The following is a 9,858-nucleotide window of genomic DNA, read 5'->3' as shown; positions in this document are numbered from 1 at the left end:
GACTGGCCCCATGTCGGTCTCTACGACGCTGCCACTGTCCCGGACGTCGGTGAGATCCTCGATGGGCTCGCCAAGTATACCGTCGATGTTCAGCAGCAGCACAAGATACTGGTGTCTAACCCAGCTAAGTTCTACGGGGTTCCCGTCGCCACCTAGTCCCGCGCCTGATTTCCCACCTCGAAAAGGGCTTGTGCTCTTTTCAAGTGGGATCCGGCAATCAATGGCCATCACACTTTTTGCTGCGTGCCTCACTCCGACAGGGTTTGGGGCCCGACCCTGACGTCCGGCCCGGTGACGCATTGGCACCGCCGCTGAGGTTCCAGAGATAACGCTCTGTGCAGACTCGCTGGCCCATCACCACCACCAGTGCCTTCCGGTGATGGAACATGGCTGCTCGGTTAGTTTTAACCGGGCCCGGCTGTTGTCCTGACCTAGCGACAGCCTTGGTCGCTCTCGCCGACAGTGTGGTCTAGTCGGCCGATAGAGGGGCGCCGGTCAAGGACCAGCTTTCTCCGTCAAATGTCGCAATCCGCAGAGTTCTGAAGGGCGTGTAGTCTCCGGGCCGGGTGCTGATCGCGACGCCTGGGAGCATCATCGGCAATCGCTCGCCATTGAGCGAGGTCGCCTGCTTCATGAGGTTCTCGCGGGTCAGGTCGTCGCCGCATTTGCGCAGAGCCAGCTCCACGGCGTGCACGTTCATATAGGCAACGAGCACAGAATAATCGTCCGGATTGGCTGAAGGTGCATACGCCTTCAAGAACTCCTTGTAGGCCTTGACTTCCTCATCATTGGCCCAGGCTGGGTCGCCCGGTTGCTTGAGGAATTGCGTTGTGACCAGCCTTTTCGATGCTTCGAGGCCTGCGGGCTTCAGGATAGTTTCGACCGATGCGGTCGAGCCGCCGATCACGTGCAGCGGCTTCCAGCCGAGCTCGTAAACCTTGCGGATCGATTGCGCGGCTGCCTTCGACGACGACTGCTCGATCAGGGTGTCGACACCGGCGGCCTTCAGCTGGACGATCTGCGAGTCGATCGTCGGATCGGCGAGCTCGTAGGAAGCCTGGGCGACGATCAACTCGGCCTTCGGACCGAGGCCGGCGCGGAGACCCTTGAGGTAGTCCTTGCCATAGTCGTCATTCTGATAGAGGACGCCGATCCTGGCGTCTGGCTTTGCCGTCAGGATGTACTTGGCGACGACGCGGCCTTCGGTTTCGAAGTCGGGATAGAGCGGGATAGTCCAGGGAAATGCCTTGGGATCGTTGAAGCGGCGTCCGCCGGCGGTAATGAAGAGTTGCGGCACCTGCTTGGCGTTCAGGTACTTCTGGATCGCGACGTTGGGCGCGGTACCGATCGTGCCGACCTCGGCCAATATGCCGATGTCCTCGATCAGCTTGCGTGATTGTTCGACGGCTTTCGGCGCGCTGTAGGCATTGTCGAGCTGCGTGAAGTTGATCTTGCGGCCGTTGATGCCGCCTTTGGCGTTCAGCATCTCAAAGTAGCCGACCACCGCCCGCCCGGCGCCCGCGCCGAACGCGGATGCGGGGCCACTCAGCGGCGTCGATTGGCCGAGCTTGATCTCGGTATCGCTGGCACCGGGACCGTAGGCTTTCTGAGCATAGGCAGGTACCGCCAGGAGTGCTGACAGCGCGCCGGCTATCAGCGCCCGGTTCATGATATGGTTCAAGGTCGTTCCTCCCGGTAATTGTATCTTCTTGAAATCGATCTGCACTATCGCAGCAGCTCGCGGGCGATCACCACGCGCTGGATCTGGTTGGTGCCTTCAAAAATCTGGGTCAGCTTGGCATCGCGCATCATGCGTTCGACCGGATAGTCCATCGTGTAGCCATAGCCGCCGAAGATCTGGACCGCGTCGGTCGTCACCTTCATCGCCATGTCGCTGCCGACGCATTTGGCCATGCTGGCAAGCACGTTGAGCCGCTTCCAGTCGCCGGCATCGCCGGCGCGGGCACATTCGTAGACCAGTGCGCGGGCCGCCTCGATCTGCATGGCCATGTCGGCGAGCATGAACTGCACGCCCTGGAACTCGGCGATCGGCTTTTTGAATTGCTTGCGCTCCTTGGCGTAAGCGACGCAGGCATCCAGTGCGCCCTGGGCAAGGCCAACGGATTGCGCGCCGATGGTCGGCCGGTTGAGGTCGAGCGCGCGCATCGACGCGCGAAAGCCCCTGCCTTCCTCGCCGACAAGGTTTTCGGCGGGGACCCGGACATTGTCGAAGAAGATCGGCGTGTTGGGCGCGCCGCGAAAGCCCATCTTGCGCTCGTGGCGCCCGAACGTGATGCCCGGCATTTTCTTCGGCTCGACGATGAAGGCGCTGATGCCGTCCGCACCGGCGCCGTCACTGGTTCGCGCCATGACCACGATGTAGTCGGCGGCGACACCATAGCTGCACCACTGCTTGCGGCCATTCAGCACATAGCTTTCTCCGTCCTTGCGGGCGCGGGTATTCAGCGCGGCGACATCTGAGCCGGCCTGCGGCTCCGAGATTGCGATCGCCGTGACCACGCCGCCCTCGGCGATGATCGGCAGATATTTCCTGCGCTGCTCCTCCGAGCCGAAATGCATTAGCGGCATGATGAACATGGTGTTGAGTGCCGCGATCGACGCGCAGGCGGGCGAGACCTTCGAGATCTCCTCGCGCGCGATACAGGCCATGGTCAGGTTGCCGTTCGGGCCGCCATAGCGTTCCGGCACCCAGAGCTGCATCAGCCCCATTTCGCCGAACAGCTTGACCAGCTCGAGCGGGAAGCGGTCGGTTTCGTCGATCTCGGCGGCGATCGGCGCCACGTGCCTCGCGACCATCCTGCGCACGTTGTCGCGGAACGCGACCTGCTCCTCGGAAAAACTCATACGAACTCCCGGTTTGTTTTCTTTGCGGAAAGCCAAAAAAGGGGCTTCCATTGAATGGGTGATCCATTTAATAATCCACCGCATGAGCACCAAGTCAAGCCCTCGCGCGCCGCAGCGCTCCCGTGCCGCCTCGCCGAGCCGCCGGGATCGGGTCTCCGATCATCGTGCGGTCGGCTCCCCGGTCGCGCCGACATTCAAGCCAATTCACACCAGGCGGACGTTCGAGGAGATCTGCGAGCGCATTCGCGAGCAACTGGCGCTCGGCGTGCTGAAGCCCGGCGACAAGCTGCCGGCCGAGCGCGAACTTGCGCAACAGCTCGGGGTCAGTCGCAACGTGCTGCGGGAAGCGCTGCGCAGCCTCGAAATGGCCGGCGTGCTCCGGCTGCAGAAGGGCGTCAAGGGCGGCGCCTTCATCCAGCAGGGCGACACCCGCCGCATGAACGAGGTCATGCGCGACATGCTGAGCCTCGGCACGATTTCGGTGCGGGAATTGTCGGAGGCGCGGGTCCACGTCCTCGACCTCGTGGTGCAGCTGGCTTGTGCCAATGCCCGCCGGGCCGATCTCGATGCATTGGAAGCCAATATCGAGCGGACGGAGCTTGCGACGAAGGAAGGCCGGCTGCTCGACCGGGTCGAATGTTCGCGCGAGTTCTACAAGCTGCTGGCGGCCTCGAGCGGCAACAAGGTGATTGCGATGATCGTGGACTCGGTGACTGAGATCCACATGCGCTTCGTCTACGCCAAGGTCGCCTCGAGCGGGGTCGCGATGGCGCGGCTGGCGGAAAAGCGGCGGCAATTCCTGGCGGCGCTCAGCGAACGGAACGTCGATCTGGCGAGCCGATTGCTGCGATCGCATCTGGAATCCGTGCAACGCATGCTCGAGCAGGATCCGGGCGCCATGTCGCTTCACGTCGCATTGGCGGATGTGCAGCCCGGGATGCGCCGCTAGCGCGCGCCTGAGTTGCCAATAATCAACAACTCAAACAGCGAAACAATGGAGGCAAACGTGTCCAATTACGCCAAGTATGAATGCCTGACGGTCGAGGTCGCGGACAAGGTCGCGACCGTGACCTTGAACCGCCCGCAGGCGCGCAATGCCATCAATCAGAAGCTGATCCGGGAGTTGCGCACGATCTGGGACGACCTCGCCGACGATCATGCCGTTAATGCTGTGGTGCTGACCGGCGCCGGCGACTTCTTCAGCGTTGGTGGCGACGTCAAGGCGATGTCCGAGCGGCCTGGCGGCGATGTGCTCGAAGAGGGCGAGGTACATGATCCCATGATCAGCCGCCGCGGAGTCACCCGACAGCTCGAGCTCGACAAGCCCATCATCGCGGCGATCAATGGCGACGCCATCGGCCTTGCGGCTACCCATGCGCTGCTTTGCGACATCACGGTGATGGCGGAAGACGCGCGGATCGGCGACACCCATGTCTCGCGCGTCGGCCTGGTCGCGGGCGACGGCGGCACCGTGATCTGGCCGCTGCTGATCGGCATCAACAAGGCCAAGGAATTCCTGATCCGCGGCACGCTCCTGAAGGGAAATGAGGCGGAGCGGATCGGGCTGGTCAATCATGTCGCGCCGCGCGCGGAGGTGTTGGCCAAGGCCCGTGCGATCGCGGTCGAACTCGCGAACGGTCCGACCTGGGCCATTCGCTGGACCAAGCTGTCGATCAACCAGATCGTCAAGGAGCGGGTCAACATGCTGCTGGAGGCGTCGATGGCGCTGGAGCAGGTGACGTTCGAGACTGCGGACCACAAGGAAGCGACTATGTCGTTCAAGGAGAAGCGGAAGCCCAGGTTCGGCCAGGCATAGCGCGGGGCTTCACCATGGCGGCGATCGAAGCGTCGAATGACGATGTCGCGGGAGTGCTGCGCGATTCCTTGCGCGGTTTTCTGGAGGAGCATTGGCGTCCACTCGGTTTGACCGCGTCGTCCTTGCCGGAAGAGGTGTCGGCGATCTGGCGCAAGCTCGTTGGGCTGGGCGTCGCCGCGCTCGGTGCGGAGAGCGGCGAAGGCGGGCTCGCCGAAATCCTCATCGTCATGGCGGAACTCGGCCGGGCCGGCTGTCCGGCGCCGATGTGGTCTGCGGCGCTCGCCAATCTTGCGATCTCCGGATCGCAGGTCGACGTCGCAGTGGACCTGCTGGATCGGCTGCAGTCCGCGAAGGCTACCGTTGCCTTCTCATTCGGCGCGCTGGATCCGGACGCCGGCACAGGAGCGGTTGAGGTCGCGGACCTCAAGGCAAAGGGCACGCTTCGTTTTGTCGAGGCTGCCGGAGGCGCGACGCATCTTCTGGTCGTTCTAGACCAGGCCCAACTTGCGCTGATCAATCTTGATGGTCCCGGTGTCGAGTGCGTCGCAACTCGCGCGATGGGAGCGTGGGGGCTCTATGAGGTCCGGCTGAACGAAGCGCCGCTCACGCGCATTCCCGCAGGGACGGTCGATCTCGACCATCTCCGTATCAAGGGCAGAGCGATGTTGACCGCGCGCGCTCACGGCGCGGCGCGGCGTGCCTTTGAGCTCGCCGTGGACTATGCCAAGGAGCGGCACCAGTTCGGGCAGCCGATCGGCAGGTTCCAGGCCATCCAGCACAAGCTGGCCGACTGCCTGATCGCGCTAGAAGGCGTCAGGTTGATCCTCGACCATGCCGCCAGACTGCATGATGGCGGCGAGGGCGGCTGGCGCTACTTCGCTGATTGCGCATCGGCGTTCTCCGGTCATGCGCTGCGGCAGGTGTCGCTGGAGATCCAGCATACGTTCGGTGCCATCGGCTATGCCGAAGAGCACGAGGCGCCAATCCACTTCAAGCGCGTGCATCTCGATACGGTCGCGCTCGGCGGCGCCTCGGATGCCAAGAGCGGGCTGGCAGCGCGGCTGCTGGATGCGGGCGGCGTCGGGCTGCCGCAATATGACCTCGGGTCGGCTGGGAATGCGTTTCGTGATCAGATCCGGCTCTGGCTCGAGCAAAACTGGACTGGAGATACGAAGCAAGCATTCGACGCAAGGCCGTTCGCCAAGCGTGAGTTCGATGCCGGCTTCGCCCGCGACATCGGTGAGACCGGATGGATCGGTCTTGGATGGCCAAAGCAATTCGGCGGCCAGGCGCGATCGCCGCTGGAGCAGATCGCCTTCATGGAGACGATGGAGCGGGGCGAGGCGCCGCGAATCGGCGCGGCGATCCAGGCCAATGCGCTGATGATGTTTGGCACGGCAGCGCAGCAGCAGAAATACCTTCCGGAAATCCTGCGTGGCGAAGCGATGCACGGTATGGGCTACAGCGAGCCGCAGGCAGGGTCGGACCTTGCGGCGCTGCGCACCAGTGCGGCCAGGGACGGCGATCACTGGGTGATCAACGGCCAGAAGATCTGGACCACCACCTGGTGGGGCAAATACATGTTCCTCGCCGCGCGGACCGACAAGGACGCGAAGCCGCCGCACGCGGGCATCAGCATGTTCATCGTGCCGATGGATTCGCCGGGCATCACGGTCCGTCCGTCTGCTACCATGTATGATGGCACGTTTGCCAACATCTTCTACGATAATGTCCGTATCCCCTCCGAGAACCTGGTTGGCGGGGTCAATGGCGGTTGGAAAGTGTTGACCGGCGCGCTGGCCTTCGAGCGCGGGCTGGTCGGTGGCGGGATCGTCCTGAAGGTCGCGCACGCCTTCGAGCAGCTGCGTTTGCATGTGATGGCGAAGCAAGGTGATCGGTCTCTCGCTGATGATCCAATTATCCGCGACAGGATGGCGACCCTGGCGTCAGAGATCGAGATCGGCCGGCTCTTGATGATGCATTGCGCCGAACTTGCCGACGACGGCGTGACGCCGCCGGAATATGGCGCGATCAGCAAGGTGTTTTCCGGTGAGCTGATGGAGCGCTTCGGCGAGGCCGCGCTCGACATCCTTGGCATGCGTGCCGCGCTGTCCGAGCAGATGCCGGGCGCGATAGACAACGGTCGCTTCGAGCAAAACCTGCGGCATTCGCTGATGTGGGTCATCAGCATCGGGACCAATGAGATTCAGCGCAGTCTGATCGCGCAACGCGCGCTCGGGATGCCGAGATAGGAGAGATCGGATGCAGAAGAATGGCGACAGGGCGCCGCTCGCCGGCGTGCGCGTGCTCGATTTCTCGATCATGGTGGCGGGGCCGTATTGCGCGCGGCTGCTCGCCGACGTCGGCGCCGAGGTCATCAAGATCGAGCCTCCGGAAGGGGACGACATGCGGTTGCGAACGCCGCTGCGCGAAGGCCACAGCACCTATTTCGGCCAGCTCAATGCCGGCAAGCGTAGCCTGGCGCTGGACCTGAAGAATGCCGACGCCATCAGGCTCGTACATCGCATGGTCGCGGAGGCGGACATTCTCGTCGAGAATTTCCGCCCTGGCGTGATGGACCGCCTCGGCCTTGGCTACGAGACGCTTCGCGAGATCAACCCGCGCCTCATCTATTGCTCGATCTCGGGTTATGGCCAGTCAGGCCCAGCCGCCGAGCGCGCGGCTTATGCGATGATCGTGCATGCCGAGAGTGGATTCGATCACTCCCTGATGCGCTATGCCGGCGACCGGGAGCGTCCCGCGCCGGGCGCTATTTTTGTCGCCGATATCCTCGGCGGTATCTTCGGCTATTCCGCGATCCAGACCGCGATGGTCCAGCGTACGCGCACCGGGAAAGGACAGCGCGTCGATGTAGCCTTGATGGACTGCATGCTGAATCTGCTGGTCTATGAACTTCAGGAAGCGCAATTCCCGATCCGTGCGCCGCGCCCGACCTATGGGCCGGTCCGCACGCGCGACGGCGATATCCTGATCGCCCCGGTCACGCCGCGTAATTTCGCGGCGCTGTGCGAGGTGACTGGGCAGCAAGAGCTGGTGAACGAGCCCCGCTTTTCGACCATTCCGGCGCGCGGCGCCAATTGGACCGCCATGATGCAGGTGATCGAGAAATGGACGGAGCGCCATACCGTTGCTGAATGCATCGCGGCGCTGGACCGCGCCGGTGTTCCCTGCGCCGAGTACCGGACGCCGGGCGCGGCGCTGACCGATGCCCATTTGCGTCAACGTGGGGTGTTTGGGACCGTCTCGGATGGCGCCGGCGACTTCGTCGGCGTCAATGCGCCATGGCAGATGTCCGGGGCCGATACGGCGATGGGAAGCCGCGTTCCCGGGATCGGCGCGCAGCGGGATGATGTGTTGTCGCGGATCCTGGGATTGTCGCCCGACGCAATCGCCGCACTTGCTGCCGCCGGCACATTTGGAAAGCCGCCGGCCTAGGAGGGCCGCGCGTCGGCGACCTCAGGTATCGGTCGGAGCCTCTGGCGGCGGAGCCTTCGCGATCGCGAGCAAGCATTTCAGGAAATGCGCGCGGTCTTCCTTGCGCAAGGGAGCCAGCATGATGTTTTGCAGCTCGGCGGCGGCCGGAATGACGGCCAGAAGCGCTTCCTCTCCCTTGGCGGTGATCTGTACCTGGAGCGAGCGGCGGTCGTCCGGATTGTCCTTCTTGGATACCAGCCGGCGCGCGACCATGCGCTTCAGCATCTCGCTCAGCGTGTTGCGGTCGCAACTGATCCGCTCCGCCAATACTGAGGGGGTGAGGGGACCCAACTGATACAGCGCCATCAGCACGCCGAACTGCCGCGGTGTGATATCGCTCTGGCGCGTCATGCTTTGGTAGAGACCGTCGTAGCGGGCCTCCAGCAGCCGTAGCAGAAATCCGACGCCACCTTCGAGTTGCCAGTCGCGCGCGATGTCCGTGGCCGAGTTCGTCTTCATACCCTTGTCGGCTGCCATGCCGTCGTTGAACCCCAGCTGCGATGTTTCGAATTCGCCTTAGCCGTTAGCAGCTTGGCCTGACGTCCTCAACCCTGTGGCAAACCGCGGTCCAAGTCTGTTCCGCGCGCGATGGATCGCGCCCTCGGCTCTTGCCAGCCCTCCAGCTATGTAGTACGTATACGTATCAAATGATGATGCGTAGACGTCGTTCAGGGAGGTTGAACTTGGACCTGCGTGAGCTGCTGTCGATTCCCTATTTGCTTGAGGCGGAGGCGGTCGAAACCGAGCCGGGGCAGTGGCGGGTTCGCCTTGCCTATCCGGAGCTGCCGGGGTGCAAGGCGGAAGCCTCCGTCGTCGAGGAGGCTCTGCGCGAGCTCGAGCGGCGCCGCATCGAATTGATCGTCCGCCTGGTGGAGGAGGGCAAGCAGCCTCCGATCCCACGCAAGCCGCTCACCGCATCCGATCCGCTTTGGACCGCTCAGGATCTCGGACTGTCTGACCGTGTCGCCACGCTTCTCGGCGGCGCGACGGGCCCGGCCAAACGCAATTGAAGGAGGCAAACCATGCTCTCGCGCGAAGACAATGAACGCCTGGTGAGGGTCGGCAAGGGCACGCTGCTCGGCGACCTCTTTCGCCTTTACTGGATTCCATTCCTGCCGTCGGCGGATCTCAACAAGGACGGGCAACCGAAGCGCATCCGGCTGCTGGGCGAGGATCTGGTCGCCTTCCGCGACACCGAGGGCCGCGTCGGATTGGTCGACCAGGCCTGTCCGCATCGCGGAGCGCCGCTGGTCTTCGCAAGAAACGAGGATTGCGGGCTGCGCTGCGTCTATCACGGCTGGAAATTCGACGTCACCGGTGCCGTGACTGACATGCCGGCAGAGCCGGTGCGCAGCCGCCTCAAGGAGCGGGTGCGGATCAAGGCCTATCCCTGCAAGGAGCGCAACGGGATGATCTGGACCTATATGGGTCCGGACCAGGCCGAGCTTCCGCCGTTGCCGAACCTCGAATGGAATCTCGTGCCGGCCGAGCAGGTGCACATCTCGGTTCGCGTCCAGGAGTGCAATTGGCTGCAGGCGGTCGAGGGCGAGATCGATTCGGCGCACGCGCCGCTGCTCCATGGACGGCTGGATGCGCAGGGCACGACGAGCGCCTGGATCCAGAAGCGCGACCTGCGCCCCACCTTCGAATGCATCAAGCAGGATTTCGGCATGAGCATCGCC

9 protein-coding genes are annotated in these 9,858 nt (G+C 63.5%); 6 read left to right on the top strand and 3 right to left on the bottom strand.

Going from position 1 to position 9,858, the window contains the following annotated elements; translation table 11 throughout:
• Positions 1–469 precede the first annotated feature (469 nt).
• Together PMN64_RS39845 and PMN64_RS39840 are read right to left on the bottom strand one after the other, a co-directional pair.
• A complete protein-coding gene (locus PMN64_RS39845; protein ID WP_157341938.1) occupies positions 470–1,669 on the bottom strand; it encodes an ABC transporter substrate-binding protein in 1,200 nt (399 codons plus the stop codon).
• A gap of 56 nt (positions 1,670–1,725) precedes the next feature.
• Positions 1,726–2,865 carry an acyl-CoA dehydrogenase family protein gene (locus tag PMN64_RS39840; RefSeq protein WP_411784704.1) on the bottom strand — a complete coding sequence of 380 codons (1,140 nt, stop codon included), beginning with the start codon at positions 2,863–2,865 and terminating at the stop codon, positions 1,726–1,728.
• 82 nt (positions 2,866–2,947) lie between these two features.
• Here PMN64_RS39840 and PMN64_RS39835 point away from each other — a divergent pair, with 82 nt between their 5' ends.
• Genes PMN64_RS39835 through PMN64_RS39820 form a run of 4 tightly spaced genes read left to right on the top strand, consistent with a single transcriptional unit; the run spans position 2,948 to position 8,137 of the window.
• Positions 2,948–3,814 carry a FadR/GntR family transcriptional regulator gene (locus tag PMN64_RS39835; RefSeq protein WP_411784703.1) on the top strand — a complete coding sequence of 289 codons (867 nt, stop codon included), beginning with the start codon at positions 2,948–2,950 and terminating at the stop codon, positions 3,812–3,814.
• Between the two features lie 57 nt (positions 3,815–3,871).
• Entirely contained in the window at positions 3,872–4,681 is an 810-nt protein-coding gene (locus tag PMN64_RS39830) for an enoyl-CoA hydratase/isomerase family protein (protein ID WP_244482432.1), read from the top strand.
• A gap of 14 nt (positions 4,682–4,695) precedes the next feature.
• The gene (locus tag PMN64_RS39825; protein ID WP_411784702.1) at positions 4,696–6,933 is read left to right on the top strand and encodes an acyl-CoA dehydrogenase family protein; all 2,238 of its coding nucleotides are present in this window, start codon (positions 4,696–4,698) and stop codon (positions 6,931–6,933) included.
• 10 nt (positions 6,934–6,943) lie between these two features.
• On the top strand, positions 6,944–8,137 hold the full coding sequence (locus PMN64_RS39820) for a CaiB/BaiF CoA transferase family protein (protein ID WP_411784701.1): 1,194 nt from the start codon (positions 6,944–6,946) through the stop codon (positions 8,135–8,137).
• Between the two features lie 21 nt (positions 8,138–8,158).
• Here the strand turns inward: PMN64_RS39820 and PMN64_RS39815 are convergent, their stop codons facing one another.
• Positions 8,159–8,653, bottom strand: coding sequence for a MarR family winged helix-turn-helix transcriptional regulator (locus PMN64_RS39815; protein ID WP_411784700.1), 495 nt, complete (start codon positions 8,651–8,653; stop codon positions 8,159–8,161).
• A 206-nt stretch (positions 8,654–8,859) separates the two neighbouring features.
• On the opposite strand from PMN64_RS39815, the gene PMN64_RS39810 reads away from it, so the two are divergent.
• Positions 8,860–9,186, top strand: coding sequence for a hypothetical protein (locus PMN64_RS39810; RefSeq protein ID WP_411784699.1), 327 nt, complete (start codon positions 8,860–8,862; stop codon positions 9,184–9,186).
• Positions 9,187–9,198: 12 nt separating this feature from the next.
• The coding region (locus PMN64_RS39805) for a Rieske 2Fe-2S domain-containing protein (RefSeq protein ID WP_411784698.1) at positions 9,199–9,858 on the top strand (660 nt) is incomplete at its 3' end.

Origin of the sequence: Bradyrhizobium sp. UFLA01-814 (assembly GCF_046718885.1) — a bacterium.
In the GTDB taxonomy this organism is placed as follows: Bacteria; Pseudomonadota; Alphaproteobacteria; order Rhizobiales; family Xanthobacteraceae; genus Bradyrhizobium; species Bradyrhizobium elkanii.
The sequence above is the reverse complement of the archived record's forward strand: the minus strand, read 5'-3'. Positions and strand labels throughout refer to the sequence as shown.